The sequence below is a fragment of the Ensifer sp. ZNC0028 genome (assembly GCF_000799055.1).
Lineage (GTDB): Bacteria > Pseudomonadota > Alphaproteobacteria > Rhizobiales > Rhizobiaceae > Ensifer.
Genome location: NZ_JTLA01000002.1, coordinates 86,676 through 110,971 on the forward strand (window position 1 = coordinate 86,676; position 24,296 = coordinate 110,971).

At 63.9% G+C, this 24,296-nt stretch carries 20 protein-coding genes; 12 read left to right on the plus strand and 8 right to left on the minus strand.

Annotated elements, in window-relative coordinates:
• The first annotated feature begins 131 nt into the window (after positions 1-131).
• The 9 genes from L981_RS00440 to nudI all read left to right on the plus strand — a co-directional run bounded on the left by L981_RS00440 (position 132) and on the right by nudI (position 12,964).
• On the plus strand, positions 132-2,597 hold the full coding sequence (locus L981_RS00440) for a glycogen/starch/alpha-glucan phosphorylase (RefSeq protein ID WP_156133930.1): 2,466 nt from the start codon (positions 132-134) through the stop codon (positions 2,595-2,597).
• The gene (gene glgB / locus L981_RS00445) at positions 2,594-4,804 is read left to right on the plus strand and encodes a 1,4-alpha-glucan branching protein GlgB (RefSeq protein WP_043610704.1); all 2,211 of its coding nucleotides are present in this window, start codon (positions 2,594-2,596) and stop codon (positions 4,802-4,804) included. Before L981_RS00440 ends, glgB begins: the two co-directional genes overlap by 4 nt.
• Positions 4,805-4,919: 115 nt before the next feature.
• Positions 4,920-6,182 (plus strand): glucose-1-phosphate adenylyltransferase, encoded by a 1,263-nt coding sequence (glgC, locus tag L981_RS00450; protein WP_043610706.1) that lies wholly within the window; start codon positions 4,920-4,922, stop codon positions 6,180-6,182.
• 7 nt (positions 6,183-6,189) lie between these two features.
• Positions 6,190-7,632: a glycogen synthase GlgA gene (gene glgA / locus L981_RS00455; protein ID WP_043610708.1), complete on the plus strand. Its 1,443-nt coding sequence runs from the start codon at positions 6,190-6,192 to the stop codon at positions 7,630-7,632.
• A 6-nt stretch (positions 7,633-7,638) separates the two neighbouring features.
• The gene (locus L981_RS00460) at positions 7,639-9,267 is read left to right on the plus strand and encodes an alpha-D-glucose phosphate-specific phosphoglucomutase (protein ID WP_043610709.1); all 1,629 of its coding nucleotides are present in this window, start codon (positions 7,639-7,641) and stop codon (positions 9,265-9,267) included.
• Between the two features lie 122 nt (positions 9,268-9,389).
• Positions 9,390-11,354, plus strand: coding sequence for a glycogen debranching protein GlgX (gene glgX, locus L981_RS00465; protein ID WP_043610711.1), 1,965 nt, complete (start codon positions 9,390-9,392; stop codon positions 11,352-11,354).
• Positions 11,355-11,427: 73 nt separating this feature from the next.
• Positions 11,428-11,916 (plus strand): MaoC family dehydratase, encoded by a 489-nt coding sequence (locus L981_RS00470; RefSeq protein WP_043610712.1) that lies wholly within the window; start codon positions 11,428-11,430, stop codon positions 11,914-11,916.
• Between the two features lie 23 nt (positions 11,917-11,939).
• A complete protein-coding gene (locus tag L981_RS00475; RefSeq protein ID WP_043610715.1) occupies positions 11,940-12,479 on the plus strand; it encodes an N-acetyltransferase in 540 nt (179 codons plus the stop codon).
• A gap of 47 nt (positions 12,480-12,526) precedes the next feature.
• Positions 12,527-12,964, plus strand: a complete 438-nt coding sequence (gene nudI / locus L981_RS00480) for a nucleoside triphosphatase NudI (RefSeq protein ID WP_043610717.1) — start codon at positions 12,527-12,529, stop codon at positions 12,962-12,964.
• 64 nt (positions 12,965-13,028) lie between these two features.
• Here the strand turns inward: nudI and soxG are convergent, their stop codons facing one another.
• From soxG to L981_RS00500, 4 genes are read right to left on the minus strand one after another with little or no spacing between them, the layout of a single operon-like run.
• A complete protein-coding gene (soxG, locus tag L981_RS00485) occupies positions 13,029-13,580 on the minus strand; it encodes a sarcosine oxidase subunit gamma family protein (protein ID WP_043610718.1) in 552 nt (183 codons plus the stop codon).
• Positions 13,573-16,566: a sarcosine oxidase subunit alpha gene (locus L981_RS00490; RefSeq protein WP_043610720.1), complete on the minus strand. Its 2,994-nt coding sequence runs from the start codon at positions 16,564-16,566 to the stop codon at positions 13,573-13,575. The genes soxG and L981_RS00490 overlap by 8 nt, the downstream gene beginning before the upstream one ends.
• Complete coding sequence (locus L981_RS00495; protein ID WP_034786877.1) at positions 16,563-16,898, minus strand: sarcosine oxidase subunit delta; 336 nt, start codon at positions 16,896-16,898, stop codon at positions 16,563-16,565. The genes L981_RS00490 and L981_RS00495 overlap by 4 nt, the downstream gene beginning before the upstream one ends.
• 10 nt (positions 16,899-16,908) lie before the next feature.
• Positions 16,909-18,162 (minus strand): sarcosine oxidase subunit beta family protein, encoded by a 1,254-nt coding sequence (locus L981_RS00500; RefSeq protein ID WP_043610722.1) that lies wholly within the window; start codon positions 18,160-18,162, stop codon positions 16,909-16,911.
• A gap of 324 nt (positions 18,163-18,486) precedes the next feature.
• Between L981_RS00500 and rpsU the strand changes: the two genes are divergently transcribed.
• The 3 genes from rpsU to L981_RS00515 all read left to right on the plus strand — a co-directional run bounded on the left by rpsU (position 18,487) and on the right by L981_RS00515 (position 20,464).
• On the plus strand, positions 18,487-18,699 hold the full coding sequence (gene rpsU, locus L981_RS00505) for a 30S ribosomal protein S21 (protein WP_034786884.1): 213 nt from the start codon (positions 18,487-18,489) through the stop codon (positions 18,697-18,699).
• 264 nt (positions 18,700-18,963) lie between these two features.
• Positions 18,964-19,851 carry a tetratricopeptide repeat protein gene (locus L981_RS00510; RefSeq protein WP_043610724.1) on the plus strand — a complete coding sequence of 296 codons (888 nt, stop codon included), beginning with the start codon at positions 18,964-18,966 and terminating at the stop codon, positions 19,849-19,851.
• 136 nt (positions 19,852-19,987) lie between these two features.
• Positions 19,988-20,464 carry a DUF992 domain-containing protein gene (locus L981_RS00515; RefSeq protein WP_043610725.1) on the plus strand — a complete coding sequence of 159 codons (477 nt, stop codon included), beginning with the start codon at positions 19,988-19,990 and terminating at the stop codon, positions 20,462-20,464.
• A gap of 110 nt (positions 20,465-20,574) precedes the next feature.
• Here L981_RS00515 and L981_RS00520 read toward each other — a convergent pair whose 3' ends face one another.
• The 4 genes from L981_RS00520 to L981_RS00535 form a co-directional block, all read right to left on the minus strand.
• A complete protein-coding gene (locus L981_RS00520; protein WP_043610728.1) occupies positions 20,575-21,975 on the minus strand; it encodes an NAD(P)(+) transhydrogenase (Re/Si-specific) subunit beta in 1,401 nt (466 codons plus the stop codon).
• 10 nt (positions 21,976-21,985) lie between these two features.
• The gene (locus tag L981_RS00525; protein ID WP_043610729.1) at positions 21,986-22,396 is read right to left on the minus strand and encodes an NAD(P) transhydrogenase subunit alpha; all 411 of its coding nucleotides are present in this window, start codon (positions 22,394-22,396) and stop codon (positions 21,986-21,988) included.
• Complete coding sequence (locus L981_RS00530; protein WP_043610774.1) at positions 22,396-23,541, minus strand: Re/Si-specific NAD(P)(+) transhydrogenase subunit alpha; 1,146 nt, start codon at positions 23,539-23,541, stop codon at positions 22,396-22,398. Before L981_RS00530 ends, L981_RS00525 begins: the two co-directional genes overlap by 1 nt.
• A gap of 387 nt (positions 23,542-23,928) precedes the next feature.
• The gene (locus L981_RS00535; RefSeq protein WP_034786900.1) at positions 23,929-24,153 is read right to left on the minus strand and encodes an aa3-type cytochrome c oxidase subunit IV; all 225 of its coding nucleotides are present in this window, start codon (positions 24,151-24,153) and stop codon (positions 23,929-23,931) included.
• Between the last annotated feature and the right edge of the window lie 143 nt (positions 24,154-24,296).

A 24,296-nucleotide genomic window follows, 5' to 3' on the forward strand; every position in this document is an offset into this window, starting at 1 on the left:
CACCGTTTGAGACACGTCTAATCCATTTAAAAACATCTGTTGCAAGCGCTTCGGATCGATGCATAAATTGCCTTTATCCCCGGTCGGGTCCGGCCTGCGACCTCCCAACGCAAAAGGGTAAAGACAGTTTCATGATGAACAGGCTCTCCACCAACGACGTGCCGCAGCCCGCCCCAAGGTCGTCTGAACCTAGCCAGCTCGCCGTCGAAATCCTCGAACGTCTGAAGTACCGCATCGGCAAGGACCCGAAGGTCGCAAAGCCCCATGACTGGCTGACCGCGGCGATCCTGGTTGCACGCGACCGCATCACCGACAAGTGGATGGATTCCACCCGCAAGACCTATTCAACCGGTGCAAAGCGCGTCTACTACCTCTCGCTTGAGTTTCTCATCGGCCGGCTGATGCGCGATGCGATGACCAATATCGGCCTGATGGACGAGATGCGCGATGCGCTCGCCTCCCTCGGTGTTGATATCGACGTCGTCGCCCAGCTCGAGCCGGACGCAGCGCTTGGCAATGGCGGTCTCGGACGACTGGCCGCCTGCTTCATGGAATCGATGGCGACCGTCGACGTGCCGGCCTACGGCTACGGCATCCGCTACATGCACGGCCTCTTCCGTCAACAGATGGCCGATGGCTGGCAGGTGGAACTGCCGGAAACCTGGCTTGCCCACGGCAATCCCTGGGAATTCGAACGGCGCGAAAGCTCTTACGAAATCGGCTTCGGCGGCGTGGTCGAAACGGCCAATATCGACGAGGAGATCCAGCGTTTCGTCTGGAAACCGGCCGAGCGCGTCATCGCCACCGCCTTCGACACGCCGGCCGTTGGCTGGCGGGCAAAACGCGTCAACACGCTTCGTCTCTGGACCGCGCAGCCGATCGATCCGATCCTGCTTGCCGCCTTCAACGCCGGTGACCACATCGGTGCGCTCAAGGAAAGCAACAAGGCGGAAAGCCTGACGCGCGTTCTCTATCCGGCCGACGCCACGCCCGCCGGTCAGGAACTGCGGCTGCGCCAGGAATACTTCTTCTCGTCGGCCTCGCTGCAGGACATTTTGCGCCGCCACCTGCAGCAATATCCGGATTTCAGCTCGCTGCCCGATGCGGTCGCCATCCAGCTGAACGACACCCACCCGGCCATTTCCATTGCCGAGCTGGTGCGCTTGTTGACCGACCTGCACGGCCTCGATTTCGAGCAGGCCTGGGACATCACCCGCCGCACCATCTCCTACACCAACCACACGCTTTTGCCCGAAGCGCTCGAAAGCTGGCCGGTGCCGCTGATCGAGCGGCTTTTGCCGCGCCACATGCAGATCGTCTATGCGATCAACGCCAAGATCCTGATCGAGGCCCGCCGCCAGAAGGGCGCGACGGACGACGAGATCCGCAACATCTCGCTGATCGACGAAAGCGGCGAACGGCGGGTGCGCATGGGCAACCTCGCCTTCGTCGGCTCGCACTCGATCAACGGCGTTTCGGCGCTGCACACCGAGCTGATGAAGGAAACGGTCTTTGCCGACCTGCACAAGCTCTACCCCGACCGCATCAACAACAAGACCAACGGCATTACCCCGCGCCGCTGGCTGATGCAGTGCAATCCCGGTCTCTTCGGACTGATCCGCGAGGCGATCGGCGACGAGTTCATGGACAATACCGAGGCGCTGCAGGCGCTCGACGCCTTCGCCGACAAGGCGGATTTCCAGGAGCATTTCGCCGCGGTCAAGCGCGCCAACAAGGTTCGCCTCGCCCAACTCGTGCAGAGCCGTCTCGGCATCCGGCTCGACCCGTCGGCGATGTTCGACATCCAGATCAAGCGCATCCACGAATACAAGCGCCAGCTGCTCAACATCATCGAGGCGGTGGCGCTCTACGACCAGATCCGCTCCCATCCGGAGCTCGACTGGGTCCCGCGCGTCAAGCTTTTCGCCGGCAAGGCGGCGCCGAGCTATCACAATGCCAAGCTGATCATCAAACTCGCCAACGACGTCGCCCGTGTCGTCAACAACGACCCGGCCGTGCGCGGCCTCCTGAAGATCGTCTTCGTGCCGAACTACAACGTCTCGCTTGCCGAGATCATGGTTCCGGCCGCCGACCTCTCCGAGCAGATCTCGACCGCCGGCATGGAAGCGTCGGGCACCGGCAACATGAAGTTCGCGCTGAACGGCGCCTTGACGATCGGCACGCTCGACGGCGCCAATGTCGAAATGCGCGACTGGATCGGCGAGGAAAACATCAAGATCTTCGGCATGACCGCCGAAGAGGTGACGCGCGCACGAGCCGAAGGCCACAATCCGCGCGCCATCATCGAAGGCTCGCGCGAGTTGTCGCAGGCGTTGCAGGCGATTGCCTCCGGTGTCTTCTCGCCCGACGACCGCAATCGCTTCGCCGGCCTCATCGAGGGCATCTACAATCACGACTGGTTCATGGTCGCTGCCGATTTCGAAGCCTACGCCAAGGCACAGCGCGAGCTCGACCAGCTCTGGACGACGCCGTCCGACTGGCAAGCACAGGCAATCCGCAACACGGCACGGATGGGCTGGTTCTCGTCCGACCGCACCATCCGGCAATATGCCGGGGAAATCTGGAGAGCCGGATGACGTCTTCGGCCGGCAAGGACCCGGAACCCGCAGCTTCAGGTCTGCTGTCAGCGCCGGATATCGCGGCCATCCTCTCGGGCACGCATGAGGACCCCTTCGCGGTTCTCGGCGTGCACCCCGCCGGCAAGGTCATCCTTGCCCGCTGCTTCATCCCCGACGCCGAGACCGTGGCGGTGGAAACGCTCACAGGCAAGGAACTTGGTTCGCTGGAACGGCGCCACGATGCCGGTTTCTTCGAGGGACCTGTCTCCCTGAAAAAGCCTCAGCCGGTGCGCTACCGCGCCCGCAATCAAGGCGGCGAATGGGTGGTGGTCGATCCCTATAGCTTCGGCCCGGTGCTCGGGCCGATGGACGATTACTACATTCGCGAAGGCTCGCATCTCCGGCTGTTCGACAAGATGGGCGCCCATGCGATCGAGCATGACGGCGCGCATGGCTATCATTTCGCCGTCTGGGCGCCGAACGCCAGGCGCGTTTCGGTGGTCGGCCAGTTCAACGACTGGGACGGCCGGCGGCACGTCATGCGGCTGCGCGCCGATACCGGCATCTGGGAAATCTTCATTCCCGGCGTCGAAGGCGGACTTGCCTATAAATACGAGATCCTCGACCGCAACGGCACCTTACTGCCGCTGAAGGCCGATCCCTTTGCCCGGCGCTCCGAGCTCCGCCCCAACACCGCCTCCGTCACCACGCCGGAAATCGCGCAGGTGTGGGACGACGAGGCGCACCGCAAGCATTGGGCGTCTGCCGACGCGAGGCGCCAGCCGATCTCGATCTACGAGGTCCATGCCGGCTCCTGGCAACGCCGCGACAATGGCGACATGCTCTCCTGGGACGAACTTGCCGATCGGCTGATCCCCTACTGCGTCGATATGGGCTTCACCCATATCGAGTTCCTGCCGATCTCGGAATTTCCCTTCGATCCGTCCTGGGGCTACCAGACGACCGGCCTCTATGCGCCGACCGCCCGCTTCGGCGAGCCTGAAGGTTTTGCCCGTTTCGTCAACGGCTGCCACAAGGTCGGCCTCGGCGTCATCCTCGACTGGGTGCCCGCGCATTTCCCGACCGACGAGCACGGGCTGCGCTGGTTCGACGGCACCGCACTCTACGAACACGAGGATCCGCGCCAGGGCTTCCATCCCGACTGGAACACGGCGATCTACAATTTCGGCCGCCAGGAAGTGCTGTCGTTCCTCGTCAACAACGCGCTCTATTGGGCGGAAAAATTCCATGTCGACGGACTGCGCGTCGATGCGGTCGCCTCGATGCTCTATCTCGACTATTCGCGTAAACATGGCGAGTGGGTGCCGAACGAGTATGGCGGCAACGAGAACCTCGAAGCGGTTCGCTTCCTGCAGACGATGAACACCCAGATCTACGGCCTGCATGGCGGCATCCTGACGATCGCCGAGGAATCGACCTCCTGGCCGAAGGTGTCCCATCCCGTTCACGCCGGCGGCCTCGGCTTCGGCTTCAAGTGGAACATGGGCTTCATGCACGACACGCTGCAGTATCTGTCGCGCGAGCCGGTGCACCGCAAGTTCCACCACAACGACCTGACCTTCGGCCTGCTCTACGCCTTCAGCGAGAACTTCGTGCTGCCGCTCTCCCATGACGAGGTCGTGCACGGCAAGGGCTCGCTGATCGCCAAGATGGCCGGCGACGACTGGCAGAAGTTCGCCAATCTCCGCGCCTACTACGCCTTCATGTGGGGTTATCCGGGCAAGAAGCTGCTGTTCATGGGCCAGGAGTTTGCGCAATGGCGCGAATGGTCCGAGGACCGCGCGCTCGACTGGAACCTGCTTGAATACCACCTGCACGAAGGCATGCGGCGGCTGGTGCGTGACCTCAACGGCACCTACCGGGCCAAGCCCGCCCTTCATGCGCGGGACTGCGAGGGCGAAGGTTTCGAGTGGCTGCTGGCCGACGACCGCGACAACTCCATCTTTGCCTGGCTACGCAAGGCGCCCGGCGAAAAGCTCGTTGCCGTCATCACCAATTTCACCCCCGTCTACCGGGAAAGCTACGCCATCCCGCTGCCGGTCAAGGGTCGTTGGAAGGAGATCCTGAACTCCGACGCGGAAATCTACGGAGGAAGCGGCAAGGGCAACGGCGGCGCCGTTTTTGCCGAGAAGAACAGTACGGGAGCGATCATGGCCAACATCACCCTGCCGCCGCTGGCGACACTGATGCTGGAACAGGAGTAATTTATCCGATCCGCCAGCCGAAGCGGCGGGCGGGAGACTGCAAAAATCGAGGGCCGCAAGGCGTCGCAGAAGGCCGCCGTGACGACCCCTTGAGGTCAATGAATGGGGAGGACAAATGGTGGAAAAGCGTACGCAACCTCTGGCACGTGATGCCATGGCCTATGTTCTCGCCGGCGGTCGCGGCAGTCGCCTGAAGGAACTGACCGACCGACGGGCGAAGCCGGCGGTCTATTTCGGCGGCAAGGCGCGTATCATCGACTTCGCGCTGTCGAATGCGCTGAACTCCGGTATCCGCCGCATCGGCGTCGCCACCCAGTACAAGGCGCATTCGCTGATCCGCCATCTGCAGCGCGGCTGGAACTTCTTCCGCCCTGAACGAAACGAAAGCTTCGACATCCTGCCCGCCAGCCAGCGCGTTTCCGAAACGCAGTGGTACGAAGGCACGGCCGACGCCGTCTACCAGAACATCGACATCATCGAGGACCATGGCGTCGAATACATGGTTATCCTTGCCGGCGATCACATCTACAAGATGGACTACGAACTGATGCTGCAGCAGCACGTCGATTCCGGCGCCGATGTCACCATCGGCTGCCTCGAAGTGCCGCGCATGGAAGCGACCGGCTTCGGCGTCATGCATGTCGACGAGAAGGACCGCATCATCGCCTTCGTCGAAAAGCCCGCCGATCCGCCGGGCATTCCCGGCAATCCCGAGATGGCACTCGCCTCCATGGGCATCTATGTCTTCCACACGAAGTTCCTGATGGATCTTCTGCGCCGCGACGCCGCCGATCCGAAATCGAGCCGCGACTTCGGCAAGGACATCATTCCCTATATCGTCGACAACGGCAAAGCCGTCGCACATCGCTTTGCCCAGTCCTGCGTACGCTCCGATTTCGAGCGCGAGGCCTACTGGCGCGACGTCGGCACGATCGACGCCTACTGGCAGGCCAATATCGATCTCACCCATGTGACGCCGGAACTCGACATCTACGACAGCACCTGGCCGATCTGGACCTTCGCCGAGATCAAGCCGCCGGCGAAATTCGTCCACGACGACGAAAACCGCCGCGGCTCGGCGACATCGTCGCTCATCTCCGGCGACTGCATCATCTCAGGCGCCGCTCTCAACCGCAGCCTGTTGTTCACAGGTGTGCGGGTAAATTCATATTCCCGTCTGGAGAATGCCGTAGTTCTTCCCGATGTGAAGATCGGTCGCCATGCGACGCTGCGCAACGTGGTCATCGACAGCCGTGTCGTGATCCCGGAGGGCCTCGTCGTCGGGGACGATCCGGTGCTCGATGCCAAGCGTTTCCGGCGTTCGGAAAACGGCGTCTGCCTGATCACGCAAACGATGATCGACAAATTGGGAATGTAGGCACTTCATGAACGTCCTGTCCGTTGCGTCCGAAGTCTATCCGCTGATCAAGACCGGGGGGCTCGCCGATGTCGTCGGCGCGCTTCCGGCAGCGCTTTTGCCGCACGGCGTCAAGACCCGTACACTGGTGCCCGGCTATCCGGCCGTGCTGCAGAAGCTGAAGAAGAAAAAGAAGGTCGGCAGTTTCGACAACCTGTTCGGCAATCCGGCGACAGTTCTCGCCGCTGAAATCGACGGGCTCGACCTTTTGGTCCTCGACCAGCCGGAACTCTACGCCCGCGACGGCGGTCCTTACGTCGATGCGACCGGCCTCGACTATGCCGACAATTTCCGTCGCTTCGCCGCGCTCTCGCTTGCGGCGGCCGAGATTGCCGGCGGCGATATCGTCGCGGGCTTTAAGCCCGATATCGTTCACGCCCATGACTGGCAGACCGCGCTGACGCCGGTCTACATGCATTTCGGCCCGGCGGCCGCAACGCCGACGGTGATGACGATCCACAACATCGCCTTCCAGGGCCAGTTCGGCGCCTCGGTCTTCCCGGAGCTTGCCCTTCCCCCTGAAGCCTTCTCGATGCAGTTCGTCGAATATTACGGCGATGTCGGCTTTCTGAAAGGTGGCCTGCAGACCGCCGACGCCATCACCACCGTCAGCCCCTCCTATGCTCAGGAGATCCTGACGCCCGAGTTCGGCATGGGGCTCGAAGGTCTGTTGAAGAGCCGCGTCGCCGACCTCTCCGGCATCGTCAACGGCATCGACGCCGATGTCTGGGATCCGCAGACCGATCCGCACATCGCCCAGCATTTCAGCGCAACGAGCCTGAAGCAGCGTGCCGCCAACCGGCGTGCGCTCGAGGAACGCTTCGGCCTTGAAAAAGGCAACGGCCCGATCTTCTGCGTGGTCAGCCGGCTCACCTGGCAGAAGGGCATGGATCTGGTCGCCGAGATCGCCGACGAGCTCGTCGCCATGGGCGGCAAGCTCGTGGTGCTCGGCTCCGGCGATGCGGCGCTCGAAGGCGCGCTGCTCGCCGCCGCTTCCCGTCACCGCGGCCATATCGGCATGGTCACCGGCTACAACGAGCCGCTGTCGCATCTGATGCAGGCGGGTTCCGACGCGATCCTCATCCCGTCGCGCTTCGAGCCCTGCGGGCTTACCCAGCTCTACGGCCTGCGCTACGGCTGCGTGCCGGTCGTCGCCCGCACCGGCGGCCTTGCCGATACCATCATCGACGCCAACGAAGCAGGGCTTGCGGCCAAGGTCGCCACCGGCTTCCAGTTCACGCCTGTCAATGCCGATGGGTTGCGGCTTGCGATCCGGCGGGTGCTGCGTGCATACAGCGAGCCCAAAGTCTGGTCGAAAATTCAGACCCAGGGCATGAAATCGGACGTTTCCTGGGCCACAAGTGCCGAGCGTTACGTCTCTCTTTATTCCGGACTTCTCGGGAAAGGTTAAGTCAGCATGATAAGAACGGTTACCACAACCCCCTACGGCGACCAGAAGCCTGGCACGTCAGGGCTGCGCAAGAAGGTCCCGGTCTTCCAGCAGAAGAACTATGCCGAGAACTTCATCCAGTCGATCTTCGACGCGCTCGAAGGCTTTCAGGGCGAAACCCTTGTCATCGGCGGCGACGGCCGCTTCTACAACCGCGAAGTCATCCAGATCGCCATCAAGATGGCGGCGGCCAACGGCTTCGGCCGCGTGCTCGTCGGCCGCGGCGGCATCCTGTCGACGCCGGCTGCCTCCAACGTCATCCGCAAATACAAGGCGTTCGGCGGCATCGTGCTTTCCGCCAGCCACAACCCGGGTGGCCCGACCGAAGACTTCGGCATCAAGTACAATATCGGCAATGGCGGCCCGGCACCGGAAAAGGTCACCGATGCAATCTTTGCCCGCAGCAAGGTGATCGACAGCTACAAGATCTCCGACGTGGCCGACATCAACCTCGATGCCGAAGGCACGCAGGAGCTTGACGGCATGACCGTGACGGTCATCGACCCGGTCGCCGACTATGCCGAACTGATGGAAAGCCTCTTCGACTTCGACGCCATCCGCAAAATGATCGGCGGCGGCTTCCGCGTCGTCTTCGACGCCATGAGCGCCGTCACCGGGCCTTACGCCAAGGAGATCATCGAGAAACGTCTTGGCGCGCCCAAGGGCTCGGTGATGAACTTCATTCCGCTGCCCGACTTCGGCGGCCACCACCCGGACCCGAACCTCGTACACGCGCGCGCGCTCTACGAGACGATGATGGGACCGGATGCACCGGATTTCGGCGCCGCCTCCGACGGCGACGGTGACCGCAACCTGGTGATCGGCCGCGGCATCTTCATCACGCCCTCCGACAGTCTGGCCATGCTCGCCGCCAACGCCCACCTGGCACCCGGCTACGCCAAGGGTCTTGCCGGCATCGCCCGCTCGATGCCGACCAGTGGCGCTGCCGACCGCGTGGCCGAGAAGCTCGGCATCGGCCTCTACGAAACGCCGACCGGCTGGAAGTTCTTCGGCAACCTGCTCGACGAGGGCATGGCGACGATCTGCGGCGAGGAAAGTGCCGGCACCGGTTCCAACCACGTGCGCGAAAAGGACGGCCTCTGGGCGGTCCTGCTGTGGCTCAACGTTCTCGCCGCCCGCAAGGAAAGCGCGCTCGACATCGTCAAGAGCCACTGGGCGACCTACGGCCGCAACTACTATTCGCGGCACGACTACGAAGAGGTCGACAGCGATGCGGCCAATGGCCTGATCGCCAACCTGCGCGACCAGCTTGCCACGCTGCCCGGCAAGTCCTTCGGCGCGCTCAAGGTCGCGACCGCGGACGACTTTGCCTACAACGATCCGGTCGACCATTCCGTCAGCAAGAACCAGGGCATCCGCATCCTGTTCGAAGGCGGCTCCCGCGTCGTCTTCCGCCTCTCGGGCACCGGCACATCGGGCGCAACGCTGCGCGTCTATATCGAGCGCTTCGAGCCGGACGCTTCGCGTCACGATATCGAGACACAGACGGCGCTTGCCGATCTCATCGCCGTTGCGGAAGAGATCGCCAGCATCAAGACCCGCACCGGCCGCACCGAGCCGAGCGTCATTACCTGAGAAACCAGACGATCGGGGCCGCCTTCGGGCGGCCCTTTTCTGTTGCCGCCTACCCTCACTGCCTAACCTGGCGGAGGGGGCTGACGGGATATGAGTTCGATACCAGGAAGAGGGCCGCTTTCATGCCGACGATCGGAAACCCACCCCTCGGTGCCACCGTCACCTCCGACGGCACGGTGTTTTCGGTCTGGTCGCGCAACGCCGCCCGTATCGATCTCTGCCTCTTCGACAAATCGGGCGCCAACGAGCTGCGCCAGCTGCCGATGACGCGGAACGGCGACATTCACAGCCTGACGGTTGCCGACGCGCCGAAGGGAACGCGCTACGGCTTCCGGGCCGATGGCGTCTATTCGCCCGATCACGGTCTCTGGTTCGATCCGTCCAAGCTTCTCGTCGATCCCTACGCCCTGGAGCTCGACCGCCCGTTCCGCCACGATCCACGCCTGACGATCTTTGGCGAAGACACCGCCGACCTCGTACCGAAAGCGATCGTCACCGAGGCAAAACCGGCCAAGGTGAAGGCGCCGCTCTTTCGCGCCGGCGGCCTCGTCTACGAAATCGCCGTCAAGCCTTTCACCATCCTCCATCCCGACGTGCCCGAAGCCAAGCGTGGCACGGTGGCGGCGCTTGCCGAGCCTGCCATCATCGCGCACTTGAAGCGCCTCGGCGTTTCGGCGGTCGAACTGATGCCGATCGTTGCCTGGATCGACGAGCGTCATTTGCCACCGCTCGGGCTGAAGAACGGCTGGGGCTACAATCCGATCGCCCCGATGGCGCTCGATCCGCGCCTGGTGCCGGGCGGCCTCAAGGAATTGCGCAAGACCGTCGAAGCGCTGCGCAAGGAGGGCATCGGCGTCATCCTCGATCTCGTCTTCAACCACTCCGGCGAGAGCGACCGCTTCGGCACGACCTTGTCGATGCGTGGCCTCGACAACCTCACCTATTACCGCCATGTCATCGACCGGCCGGGCGAACTGATCAACGATACCGGCTGCGGTAACACGATCGCCTGCGACAACCCTGTGGTCGAGGCGCTGATCCTCGACAGTCTGCGCCATTTCGTCCGCGTCGCCGGCATCGACGGCTTCCGTTTCGACCTCGCCTCGATCCTCGGCCGCGACATGGGCGGCTTCCACCGCGATGCCCCGCTCTTCCAGGCGATCGCTGACGATCCGCTGCTTGCCGACCGGGTGCTGATCGCCGAGCCCTGGGATATCGGCCCGGGCGGCTACCAGCTCGGCAACTTCCCCGCCCCATTCCTTGAGTGGAACGACCGCGCCCGCGACGATATCCGCATCTACTGGCGCGGCGATCGACATTCGATCGGCGCGCTGGCGACAGCGCTTGCCGGCTCGTCGAACAGTTTTTCCCGTTGGGGCGAGGCAGGAACCCGTACGGTCAACTTCATCGCCGCCCATGACGGCTTCACGCTGGCCGATCTCGTCTCCTATGCCGGCAAGCACAACGAGGCGAACGGTGAGGAAAACCGCGACGGCCACAACGAGAACCACTCCTGGAACAACGGCGCCGAAGGGCCGACCGCGGATCCGGAAATCAAGGCGGCTCGCCGCCATGACGTGATGGCGCTCGTCGGCACACTCTTTGCCACCCGCGGCACGATCATGCTGACCGCCGGCGACGAATCCGGGCGCAGCCAGCACGGCAACAACAACGCCTATTGCCAGGACAACGCCATCACCTGGCTCGACTGGACGGCGCTGGACGACGAGATCGTTGCCCGCACCGCAGCCCTCTCAGCCATGCGCTCTCGCTTCGGCGTTTTCGACGAGACCACGTTCCTGACCGGAAGCGGCGACGTCGAGTGGTGCCGTCTCGACGGTCGCCCGATGACGGTTGGCGACTGGGAGCATCCGGCAACGGACAATCTGATGATGGTGCTGGCCACCCGCGACCGAACCCAGAAGCGGGCAACGCGGCTGGCCGTCGTCATCAATCGCAGCCATGCGCCGCATCCCCTCCGCCTGCCCGACAGCGTCAATGGGAAATGGCAGGACGCGCTCGCAGCGTCAGCCCCCGCCGATCACGTAGCGCCGCGCTCCGTCACCTTCCTCGTCGAAGTTTTCTAAGCTTTTCCACCACTTGCAGGTTGCAACAGGCGAGCCTATAGATCGCTTGGGGGGCTTGTTTCGAGGCGTTCACATGCTGCAGGACATATCACTTTCTGAGATCAAGGTACTGGTCGGCAAGGAAGTCGGCGTTTCCGACTGGATCACGGTCACCCAGGAAACGATCGACAAATTCGCCGAAGCAACCAGCGACTATCAGTATATTCACGTCGACCCGGTGCGGGCCGCTGCCGAAACGCCCTTCGGCGGCACGATCGCGCATGGCTTCCTGTCGCTCTCGCTGCTTTCGGCGATGAACTACAATTGCCTGCCGAAGATCCGCGAACAGACGATGGGCATCAACTACGGCTTCGAGAAGGTGCGCTTCGTCGCGCCGGTGAAGAGCGGCGCCAAAGTGCGTGGCCACTTCACCATGGCCGATGCCCGCTTTCGCGGCGCCAGCATGCTGATGATCACCTATGACGTCAGCGTCGAGATCGAAGGCGAGCGCAAGCCGGCGCTGACGGCGACCTGGCAGACCATCATCCAGTTCGATCCCAAGGATCGACCCGCCGATGCCTGAGGCGGTTTGAGCAGGCAGATCCCATGACAGCAGCAGTCATCGTCGCGCCGGCCGACGGACGTTTCGTCGGCGACTTTGCCGGCTGCGACTTCTCCTTCGAGATCACGTCCGAGGCGCTGCCACCCTTCACCGGCCCCGGTGTTGGCGACATCGCCCCGGTCGAGCGCTACATCAAGGCCTATGGATCCGACCCGGACGAGCTTGTGGAGGCGGCGGCCGAGCCGGATGCCGCCCTCTTCGCAGCACGTCTCGACGGCCGGCTCGCCGGTTACATCGCGCTCTCGAAGGCCTGGAACGGCTTTGCCGAAGTCGACGATATCGCCGTCGACAGCAACGCGCGCCGAGCCGGCGTCGCGCGGGCCCTCATGGACCGGGCGGTGCCATGGGCGCGGGAACGGGGCCTGCCGGGGATCCGTCTCGAGACCCAGTCGAACAATGTCGCCGCCTGCCGCTTCTACGAGCGCTACGGCTTCGAACTTGCCGGCTACGACCGCCATCTCTATTCGGCATTGACGCCGGGAACCGGCGAGATCGCGCTCTACTGGTATTTGCGCTTCGCGTGAAATCAAGGCGGCTGTCGCGGTCGCAAAAACAGGGAATGGAGAAGTCATTGCGCCAGCGTATCATCGTCTGCCCGCTCATTCAGAACAGGGGCGCCTACTTGCTCTGCAAGATGCCGACCGATCGCGGCGTGTTTCCCGGGCAGTGGGCCCTTTCCGGTGGCGGCCTGGAGCCGGGCGAACGTCTCGACGAGGGCCTGCGCCGTGAAATCCGGGAAGAGCTTGGAGACCGCCTGGAGATCGGGACCATCAAGCCCTGGACCTTCCGGGACGACATCCGGACGAAGTCCTACGCCGACGGCTCAACCGAAGAGCTGCATATGATCTATCTGATCTTTGACTGCGAGGCCAAAAATCGCGAGGTCAGCCTCAACGACGAATTCGTCGAACATGCCTGGGTCGCGCCGGAGCAGCTCCAGGATTACGACCTCAACGAAGCGACGAAGCGCACATTCCAGGAAAAAGGCATCCTGCCGGCTACGCGGTAAGCGCCAACGTTGCCGACAGACTTGAAGGCCGGGAAACGCTTGAGCGCTTCCCGGCCTTTTTATCTCAATGCCCGGCGTCCGCCGCCCCCTCGGACAGCAGCCCGAAGACGAAGGGCGAGAACGACCGCCAGCACTCGACCCGGAACTGATCCTCGGCCGTGCGGAAGAGGATGATCTCGGCCTTGCCGAGGATCGTGCGCGAGCAGCCACCGACCGGGAAGATCGCCAGGGACAGATCTTGCGGGCAGCCGCTGTTGATCGCCACATCCGCGCCCGGACCGCTGACGATGACGGCGACGTTGCGATGCGAAATGTCGACCGCCGAATGCAGCGTGCCGCTCGAGGCGGCCGCCGCCATCAGGTCGGCTTCGCTCTCGTCGAACACCAGCCACTCGTCGGGGCCGATCCACAGCGCATGACGCTGGCCGGACGAGGCCGAGGTCTTCGGACGGGTCGGCAGCGTCACGCCAAGGGCCGCCGAAAGGGCCGGCAGTGCGTCGGCGCCGGCGCGCAGCGAGATGCGGGTTGCCGCCGGTGCCGGCGTCAGGATCGCCTCGGCCGAACCGCCGCGCGCGGTGAGTGCCGCCTTGCGGCTTGCAGTAACCTGGTCAGCCATGGAGGCGGCCCCCTTCCTTGTCAAAGAACACCATGTCGCTCACTTCGACGGCGATGGTGCGATCGGTCATCGGCACATAGAGCGTCTGCCCGAGCCGCGCGCGGCCACCGGCCACCATGGCGAGTGCAATCGAGCGGCCGCAGTTTTCCGACCAGTAGGACGACGTCACGTGACCGAGCATGGTCATCGGCTTCGGCTGGTTCGGGTCGGCGACGATCTGCGCGCCTTCCTCCAGCACCACCTTCGGATCCTTGGTGAGAAGACCCACGAGCTGCTTGCGGCCGTCCTTGACGAGATCCGGGCGCTTGAGCCCGCGGATACCGACGAAGTCGGGCTTCTTCTTCGAGACAGCCCAGGAGAGGCCGGCATCGTCGGGCGTCAGCGTGCCGTCGGTATCCTGGCCGACGATAATGTAGCCCTTCTCGGCGCGCAGCACATGCATGGTTTCCGTGCCGTAGGCGCAGGCGCCCATCGGCTCGGCCCGCGCCCAGATCGCTTCCCAGACCGCCTGGCCGTAGTCGGCAGGGACGTTGACTTCGAAACCGAGCTCGCCGGTGAACGACATGCGGAACAGCCGTGTCGGCACGCCGCAGATCTTGCCCTCGGCGACGCTCATGTGCGGGAAGGCCTCGTTGGAGAGGTCGATGCCTTCGACCAGCGGCGCGATGATCTCGCGCGCCTTCGGACCCTGCACGGCGATGACCGCCCATTGTTCCGTCGTCGACGTCAGCCAGACCTTCAGATGCGGGAACTCGGTCTGCAGATAGTCTTCCATGTGGTTCATGACGCGCGGCGCACCGCCGGTTGTCGTCGTCACGTGGAAGCGGTCCTCTGCCAGGCGGCCGACCACGCCGTCGTCATAGACGAAGCCGTCGTCGCGCAGCATGATGCCGTAGCGGCAGCGGCCGGGCTTCAGGTTGTCCCAGGCGTTGGTGTACATGAGGTTCAGGAACTGGGCCGCGTCCGGGCCGACGACCTCGATCTTGCCGAGGGTCGAGGCATCGAAGACGCCGGCGACATCACGCACCGTCTTGCACTCGCGCGCCACCGCCTCATGCATGTCTTCGCCGGAGCGCGGGTAAAACCAGGCGCGCTTCCAGTTGCCGACATCCTCGAACTCGGCGCCATGCGCTTCCTCCCAAGCATGCATTGGCGTCTTGCGCGCCGGGTCGAACAGGGATCCACGCGAATGGTTGACGATCGCACCGAAGGTCACCGGCGTATAGGGCTGGCGGAAGGTGGTGAGACCTACCTGCGGAATGTCCTTGCCGAGCGCTTCCGCAGCAATCGCCAGGCCATGCATGTTGGAAAGCTTGCCCTGGTCGGACGCCATGCCGTTGGTGGTGAAGCGCTTGATGTGCTCGATCGAGTGCATGCCTTCGCGCACCGCCAGACGGATGTCCTTGGCGCAGACGTCGTGCTGGAAGTCGATGAACGCCTTGACGGTCGTGTCCGGCCCTGCCCCTTCAGCGGCACCGATCATGCCGCCGGTCCAGCCGTAGCGGTTTTCGCCCGAGAGCGTCACCTGCGCTCCGCCTTCGGCACCAGCCGCACGCGCAGTCAGTTCGCCGGCGGCCAGCGCCTCGTCGATCGTGGCCTGCAGATCGTCGGTGCCGTTGCAGGCGCCGATCGAAAGGCAATCCTGCAGGTACGTGCCCGGCAGGAAGCGCTGGGTTGCCGCATCGAACTTCACCTTGCCGCGCGACTGCGAGAACAGGTGCACCGACGGCGTCCAGCCGGCCGAAACCAGCAGTGCGTCGACGGCGAACTTGCGGGCCGAGCCGCCGCCGTTGCGGGCGACGCTGATCGAATTGACCCTAAGCTTGCCGCCGGCCTTGATCACCGAATGGCTGGTCAGCACTTCGATGCCGAGCTTGCGCGCTTCGGCCAGCACCGCCTCGCCCGGATTTTCGCGGCAATCGACGATGACGGGAACCGAGACACCGGCCCGCTTGAGCTCGAAAGCCGCCTCATAGGCCGAGTCATGGGCGGTGTAGACGCCGACCTTGGAGCCGACGGCGACGCCGAAGTGGTTGAGATAGGTGCGCCCGGCCGAAGCGAGCATGATGCCCGGACGGTCGTTGTTGGCGAACACCATGTGCCGTTCGATCTGGCCGTTGGCGAGGATCACCTTCTTGGCGCGCACCTGCCACAGCCGCTCGCGCGGCAGCGACTTGTCGAGCGCCGCCAGATGATCGGTCACGCGCTCGACGAGGCCGACGAAATTGTGGTTGTAGTAGCCGAAGCCGGTGGTGCGGGTGAGCACCGTGACGTTGTCCATCGAGGCCAGCGTCTTTGCGGTCTCCTGCGCCCAGTCCCAGCCGTCCTTGCCGTCGATCGTCGTGCCGCTTTCATATCGAAGCGCGCCGCCCATTTCCGGCTGCTCGTCGCAGATGACCACCTTGGCGCCGGCTTTGGCTGCGGCAAGCGCCGCCGAGAGGCCGGCAACGCCACCCCCGATTACGAGCACGTCGCAATGGGCGTAGCGGCTGGCATAGTGGTCCGGATCGGCTTCCGTCGGCGCGACGCCGAGCCCGGCAGCGCGGCGGATGAAGGGTTCGTAGATCGCGTGCCAGGCAGCCTTCGGCCACATGAAGGTCTTGTAGTAGAAACCGGCGGCGAAGAACGGCGACATCAGGTCGTTGAGGCCGCCGATGTCGAAGGCGAGCGACGGCCAGCGGTTCTGCGAACTCACCTTCATGCCGTCGAAGACTTCCTGCACCGTGGCGCGCACGTTCGGCTGACGCCGGGCGGCGTCCCGCGAGACGTCCATCAACGCGTTCGGCTCCTCGGCACCGGCCGAAAGAATGCCGCGCGGGCGGTGATACTTGAACGAACGCCCGACGAGATGAATGCCGTTGGCAAGCAGCGCCGAGGCAACCGTGTCGCCTTCGAGCGCCGTCAGCGTGCGGCCGTCGAAGGTGAAGCGCGCGGTGCGGGCGGGTGTCAGGCGGCCGACGCCTGGAATGCGGTTGGCGCCCATCATTTCGCGGCTCCCTTGTCCTGGCCGTTCTTGTCCTGCTCGCTCTGGAGAATGGTGGCGATGTCAGGCTTTGGCTCGCCCGCCTTGTAGGTGGTGTAGAAACGGTCGCTGACCGTGTCGCGGGCGGCGTTGAAGAAGCGGCCGCAGCCATGGATATGGCGCCAGCGTTCGAAGATCAGACCCTTGGGGTTCTGACGCAGGAAGAAATATTCCTCGAACTGTTCGTCGGTGATGTCGGCGATGTTTTCCGGACGGGCGATATGGGCGTCGCCGGCACCGCGGAATTCGAGCTCGGAACGCTCTTCTTCGCAATAGGGGCAGTAGATCAGAAGCATCTCGAAATCCTCAGTGCGCAACGGCGGCGGCAGCCGCCTCGTCGATCAGCCGGCCGGTGCGGAAACGCTCCAGCGTCAACCCTGCGGCCAGACGATGCGGCTCGCCCTTGGCGATCAGATGGGCGAAGAGATGGGCCGAGCCGGGCGTCGCCTTGAAACCGCCCGTACCCCAGCCGGCGTTGAGATAAAGGCCCGGAACCGGCGTCACACCCTGGATCGGCGAGCGGTCCTGGGTGACGTCGACGATGCCACCCCACTGCCGCATCATCTTCACGCGGCGGAACATCGGGAAGAGCTCGCAGATCGCATCGAGCGTATGGGTGATGATCTGCAGGCCGCCGGTCTGCGAATAGGAATTGTACTGGTCTGTGCCGGCGCCGATGACGAACTCGCCCTTGTCGGACTGCGAGATATAGGCATGCACCGAGTTCGACATGACGACGCAGGGGAAGATTGGCTTCAGCGGCTCGGAGACCAGCGCCTGCAGCGGCTGGCTCTGCAGCGGCACACGCACGTCCGCCATCTGCATCAGCACCGAGGTATGGCCGGCGGCGGAGATGCCGACCTTCTTGGCGCCGATGTAGCCGCGGCTGGTGTCGACGCCGACGACCCGGCCGGTCTCGTCGCGACGGATGCCGGTCACTTCGCAGTTCTGGATGATGTGCACGCCGCGGTCGGAGGCCGCGCGGGCATAGCCCCAGGCAACCGCGTCATGGCGGGCCGTGCCGCCGCGGCGCTGAAGGGCAGCGCCGTTGATCGGGTAGCGGGCCGTCTTGGCGATGTCGAGCGGCGGGCAATAGGCCTTGGCCTGTTCCGGCGTCAGCCATTCATTGTCGATGCCATAGAGGCGGTTGGCATGGATATGGCGCTTGAACGACTGCTGGTCATGGATGTTGTGCGACAGCATCATCACGCCGCGCGGCGAATACATGACGTTGTAGTTCAGGTCCTGCGACAGGTTTTCCCAGAGCTTCAGCGAATGCTCGTAGATGTCCATGCTCTCTTCATAGAGATAGTTGGACCGGATGATCGTCGTGTTGCGGCCGGTATTGCCGCCGCCGATCCATCCCTTTTCGAGCACCGCGACATTGGTGATGCCGTGCTCCTTGGCAAGATAGTAGGCAGCACCGAGACCATGGCCGCCGCCGCCGATGATGATGGCGTCATACTCCTTGCGCGGCTCCGGCGACGCCCAGTGCGGGCCCCATCCCTTGTGGCCGCGCAGCGCCTCGCGCGCCACGGCGAAAACTGAATATTTACGCATCGGCCCGTTACTCCCGGTGTTCATTCTCGTTGGCGTTAGAAATCGCAAATCCGGGGCCCGCGCAACGTTTCTTTTGCGACGCATTTGCGTGGACTTGCGCGCAGTTGCGACATGACTATGGATCGGTTAAGCGGCAGACGGGAAGCAGCGCCGGCCCTGCATCTCAGGATTTTTCAGCGTCTCCTCATGTCGTCGCTGGACTTTCGCCTGACGATCTGGTATCCGCTCATCTAATCGTAAAGCTTCCAGCTTAGCGAATGTCATTCTTTTGCCTCCGTACCTGACGGAGCTGCAAAATAACTCGAACCAAGGAACGGGATTCACGTGCAGGTACTTGTCCGCGATAACAATGTCGATCAGGCGCTCCGCGCTCTTAAGAAGAAGATGCAGCGCGAAGGCATTTTCCGCGAAATGAAGATGCGTGACTACTACGAGAAGCCGTCCCAGAAGCGCGCCCGCGAAAAGGCTGAAGCCGTACGCCGCGTCCGCAAGCTGGCACGCAAGCGTGCACAGCGCGAAGGCCTCCTGGCCCGCTGATTTGTCGATTTTTCGACGCTTTCCGATGTAAGTCGTGGCGGGGGCGATATATCGCCACCGCCTTTTTTTGGTATGGACATCTTTTCCGCCAACAGGCTAGCGTGAGAAACGCTGCCGGAGACGGATAGCCGACCGGAGCGTTTTGGCCGGGCGGACGCCAGTGGCCTGAACAGGGCCCGGCTGCGGAGCCCCGGGGAGTATCGGCGGCTTCAGGAACAGAAAGCCGATGGCTTTCGAGACCTTGTCGATTTGAGGGATCAACCTTTGACACTTGCTGCCATGACTGCGGACGTCTCCGGTTTCACTGCCCACGAGGCGTCTCGCCGCCACCAGCGCAAGCCAAGGCTTGCCGCCCTGCTGCTTCTCGGTTCGGCCCTTCTCATTGCCGGCTGCACGACCGACGGTCCGGACTCCGTCACCAACAAGGTCGAGCGCGAGCAGGGCTCGCAGGAAAACATCGCCTCGCTCTCGAGCGTCATCGCCTCCAACCCGAGCGATCCGGAAGGTTACAATGTTCGCGGTTCGGCTTACGGCCGCGCCGGCGAATACCGCCGCGCCATTGCCGATTTCGACCAGGCGATCAAGCTCAACCCGCGCTTCTACCAGGCCTATGCCAACCGGGCGCTGGTTCACCGCAACATGGGCAACACCCAGGCAGCGCTTGCCGACTACAACACGGCGCTGCAGCTCAACGCCAACTACGACGTCGCCTATATCGGCCGCGGCAATCTTTATCGCCAGGCCGGCCAGCTCGATTCCGCCTTCAACGACTTCAACAAGGCGATCCAGCTCGATACGACCGACCCGCGCGCCTACCACAATCGCGGCCTGATCTACCAGGCACGCAACCAGCACGGCCAGGCGATCGAAGACTTCTCGACCGCGATCTCGCTTTCGCCGAGCTCGCCGGAGCCCTATAACGGCCGTGGCATTTCCTATGTCGCCCAGGGCGACGACGACAACGCGTTCTCCGACTTCAACACCGCGATCAACCTCAACGGCAAGGTCGCTGAATCCTGGGCCAACCAGGCGCTGATCTACGAGCGCAAGGGCGACAAGGCCAAGGCGTCGAAGTCCTACTCGCACGCGCTGCAGCTCGACCCGAAATACGAGCCGGCCCGCGCCGGCCTCGCCCGCGTCAAGGCATCCTGAGCCGAGCCGATCACACATTTCGAAACGCCCGCGACCACATCGCGGGCGTTTTGGTTTGCAGGCCCTGAGCGCTGCACGGCGGAACCTTCCTGCCGGCCATCCGTTTGCTTGAAGCATCAAAAACGGAGACCAAGCCATGATCAAACGAACCCTCGTTACTGCGCTGGCGCTCGCCGCGCTTGCCACGGGCCCGGCCGCCGCACAGAACTATGTCGCCCTTGGCCGCCTCGTCTGCGGTTCGGAAGGCGGCACCGGCATGATCCTGACCTCGACCAAGAACCTGATGTGCACCTTCACGCCCGCCAATGGCGCGCCGAAGGCCGTCTATGCCGGCACGATCCGCAAGATCGGCATCGACATCGGCAAGACGGGCAAGAGCACGATGATCTGGGATGTCTTTGCCAAGACCGGCACCCCGGTCAGCGAATTCGCGCTCGCCGGTGAATATTACGGCGTCGGCGCCGATGCGAGCATGGCCGTTGGCGCGGGTGCCAAGGTGATCGGCGGCGGCACCAACAAGGCCTTCATGCTGCAGCCCGTCAACGTCCAGGTACAGGAAGGCCTGAATGTCGCCGTCGGCATCGACGAACTGACACTGGCGCCGGCTGGCTAGGTCAGCCTCGACAAAAGCCCGACACATCGCCGCACGCAGCGCGCCACATCCTTCAACGCAAAACGCCCGCCGAAAGGCGGGCGTCTCGTTATCGGTCGATGCGAACGGCCTCAGGCGTGCAGCGCCTTGACGATATCTTCCGTCACCTTCTTGGCGTCGCCGAGCAGCATCATCGTGCCGTCCTTGTAGAACAGCGTGTTATCGATCCCGGCATAGCCAGAGCCGAGCGATCGCTTGACGAACAGGCAGGTTTTGGCCTTGTCGACATCAAGGATTGGCATGCCGTAGATCGGCGAGGACTTGTCGTCGCGCGCCGCCGGGTTGGTGACGTCGTTGGCGCCGATGACATAGGCAACATCGGCCTGCGCAAATTCGGAGTTGATGTCCTCGAGCTCGAACACCTCGTCATAGGGAACGTTTGCTTCGGCGAGCAACACGTTCATATGGCCGGGCATGCGGCCCGCGACCGGGTGGATCGCATACTTGACCTCGACGCCGGCCGCCTTCAGCTGGTCGGCCATTTCGCGCAGCGCATGCTGGGCCTGGGCGACCGCCATGCCGTAGCCGGGCACGATGATCACCTTGGAGGCATTCGCCATCAGGAAGGCCGCGTCATCCGCCGAGCCCTGCTTGACCGTGCGCTGCACGCCGTCGTCGCTGCCGGCCGCCGCCGTCTCGCCGCCGAAGCCGCCGAGGATGACCGAAATGAACGAGCGGTTCATGCCCTTGCACATGATGTAGGAGAGGATCGCACCGGAGGAACCGACGAGCGCCCCGGTGATGATCAGCGCCAGGTTGCCGAGCGTGAAGCCGATGCCGGCCGCCGCCCAGCCTGAATAGGAGTTGAGCATCGAGACCACCACCGGCATGTCCGCGCCGCCGATCGGGATGATGATCAGCACGCCGAGCGCCAGCGACAGCAGGACGATCAGCCAGAACACCGTCGTGCTCTGCGTCAGCACCAGCATGATCACCAGCGCGACGAGCGCGGCCGCAAGACCGGCATTGATGGCATGGCGGCCCGAAAGCATGATCGGCTTGCCGGACATGCGACCGTCGAGCTTCAGGAAGGCGATGATGGAGCCGGTAAAGGTGATGGCGCCGATGGCGACGCCGAGCGACATTTCGACCAGCGCCTGCGCGTGGATGTCACCGATCGTGCCGATGCCGAAGCTTTCCGGTGCATACATGGCGGCAGCCGCCACCATGACGGCGGCAAGACCGACCAGCGAGTGGAAGGCCGCGACCAGCTGCGGCATCGACGTCATGGCGATACGGCGGGCAATGACCGCACCGATACCGCCGCCGATGGCAAGGCCGAGCACGATCAGCATCAAGCCGCCGAAGCTCGGCTTGGCGAGCAGCAGCGTCGTGACGATGGCGATGCCCATGCCGACCATGCCATAGGTATTGCCCTTGCGGCTGGTGGTCGGATGCGAGAGGCCGCGCAGCGCCATGATGAAGAGGACGCCGGAGACGAGATAGAGGAAGGCTGCGAAGTTGGCGTTCATCGGGCCGGCCTCACTTGTCTTTTTTCTTGTACATGGCGAGCATGCGCTGGGTGACGAGGAAGCCGCCGAAGATGTTGACGGAGGCAAGCACCAGCGCCACGAAGCCGAAGCCGGTCGCAAGGCCCGAGGCCGAAATGCCGACGGCGAGCAGCGCACCGACGACGATAACCGAGGAGATCGCGTTGGTGACCGCCATCAGCGGCGTATGCAGCGCCGGCGTCACCGACCAGACGACGTAGTAGCCGACGAAGATCGCCAGCACGAAGATCGCCAGGCGAAAGACGAAGGGATCGATCGCCCCGCCGGTGGCGCCATGGGCGACGACGCCGGCGGCGTCCGGCACGTATTCGGCGGCGGTGCGGACCGCTTCCACGGCCCGGTCGAGATCGGCGAGCGCCTTGTCGAGAAGTTCATTCGCCATCACTTGTCCCCCTTGCTGGCACCGAAGTTCGGATGCACGACCTGACCGCCATGGGTGAGCGCCGTCGCCTTGACGAGCTCGTCCTCCATGTTGAGAGCCAGCGCCTTGGTCTCCTTGGAGACCATCGTCTCCAGGAAGGTGACGAGGTTCTTGGCATAAAGCCCGGAGGCGGAAGCGGCGATGCGGCCCGGCACATTCAGATGGCCGATGACCCTGACGCCCTCGACCTCGGCAACCTTGCCGGCCTCGGCGCCCTCGACGTTGCCGCCGCGCTCGACCGCAAGATCGACCGCGATCGAGCCTGGCTTCATGCTCTTCAGCATCTCGCGGGTAACGAGCCGCGGCGCCGGGCGGCCGGGAATGAGCGCGGTGGCGATGACGATGTCCTGCTTGGCGATATGCTCGGCGACGAGTGCCGCCTGCTTGGCCTGGTAGTCCTTGGACATTTCCTTGGCGTAGCCGCCGGCGGTTTCGGCCGCCTTGAACTCGTCGTCCTCGATGGCGATGAACTTGGCCCCGAGCGAGGCGACCTGTTCCTTGGCCGCCGGACGCACGTCCGTTGCCGAGACCACGGCGCCGAGACGACGGGCCGTCGCGATCGCCTGCAGACCGGCAACGCCGGCGCCCATGACGAAGACCTTGGCGGCAGGCACCGTACCGGCCGCCGTCATCATCATCGGCAATGCCCGGTCATATTCGTAGGCCGCATCGATCACCGCCTGGTAGCCGGCGAGGTTCGCCTGGCTCGACAGCACGTCCATCGACTGCGCGCGGGTGATGCGCGGCATCAGCTCCATCGCAAAAGCGGTCAATCCGGCATTCGCCATCTCGGCGATCGCCGCCTCGTTGCCGTAGGGATCCATGATGGCGATGACGATGGCGCCCGACTTGTAGCCGCCGATTTCGGCAGTCGTCGGTCGACGGACCTTGAGCACGACATCCGCCGCCTTGGCGTCTGCCGTCGTGCCGATCCGGGCTCCGGCCTTCTCGAACTCTGCGTCCGGAATGCGCGACAGCAATCCGGCCCCCGCCTCGACGACGACGTCGAAACCGAGGCCTTTCAGTTTCTTCACGGTATCCGGTGATGCGGCAACGCGACCCTCGTTCGGATCCGTTTCCTTTGCGACGAAGACGATCTCGCTCACAAGTCCCCCCTCCTGGCCGCAATCGAGCCAGGGCCGGAATGCGGGCATTCTCTCCGACTGCAAAGCGGGTGGGCCTATCGGGCCGACACGCCCTCCTGCGCGCGACACATCTGTGCCCGGCGCAATCGTCTGGAGCAAGCCGTCGCCTGGATGCGGGACCTTGGGCGGTCCACCGGCATCGAGCCTCAAATGGGCTCTGCGGGCCTGCTCTTCACTCCTCCCTCACGCGGGTGAGGATTATCCGCCCCTGCCCTTTGCGGGCATCCGGGCCTCAAGCCACATGCGGCGGCACCTCCAGCCAACGACACGCAGCTTCTTCCGGGCAAACGCCCGGTCGCCGAGGAAGCACCATCTGCGCTCCCTCAACGGTCGGTTTGGCCGCGCCGGTTAGCGAAGGAAGAAGAAACCGGCGACGTTGATCAGGATGAAAAGCACGATCGAGGAGATCAGGCCCATCGTCGTGAAGAAGCCGGCAGCCATCGCGATCAGCAGGGCGACGCAGAAAAGCGTGCCGTACTTCGAGGCGCTCAGGAACATGAGGTAGGTCTTCTCGTGTTCCGGATAGTCCATCGGAGCGCCCACATCGACCGGTCCAGAATGATGCTCAGCCATCGTTCAAAATTCTCCCTGAATGCCGCGGCGCCACCTTGGGGTCATCGCCGCCCCTAATCGAAGCATGGTCCCGCGAAAAGCCGCGAAACCCTTATAGCTGCCCTTACACAATGCGCAGGGCCGGCGCAACGAAAACCCGTTCT